This is a genomic window from Oceanospirillum linum, assembly GCF_001995095.2.
GTDB lineage: Bacteria > Pseudomonadota > Gammaproteobacteria > Pseudomonadales > Halomonadaceae > Oceanospirillum > Oceanospirillum linum.
Genome location: NZ_MTSD02000276.1, coordinates 1 through 261, shown reverse-complemented (window position 1 = coordinate 261; position 261 = coordinate 1). Strand labels below are relative to the sequence as shown.

1 protein-coding gene is annotated in these 261 nt (G+C 52.1%); it reads right to left on the bottom strand.

Features of this window, described 5'->3' with window-relative positions:
* A partial coding sequence (locus tag BTA35_RS17620) for an Ig-like domain-containing protein (protein WP_139363778.1) occupies positions 1–261 on the bottom strand: 261 nt, incomplete at both ends.

The window sequence follows — 261 nt, the reverse complement described above, 5'->3', positions numbered from 1 at the left end:
CGGCTTTTACATCGCCGCCGACAGTACCGGTTACGGACGTGAACTCTTTATCCGCTTCTTCGGCATTCAGTACATCGTCACCGGCAATGGTATCGATGGTAATGGAAGCGTTGATCTCGGTATCCACATCAAGGGTACGTTCAGCTTCCGCGGTTTTGCTATTGCCCGCGGCATCGGTGGCGGTAACAGAGGCATCAATAGAGTTATCCGCTTCCAGATCATCAGTTTTAACCGGGATGCTATAGGTCAGGTCACCAGAGG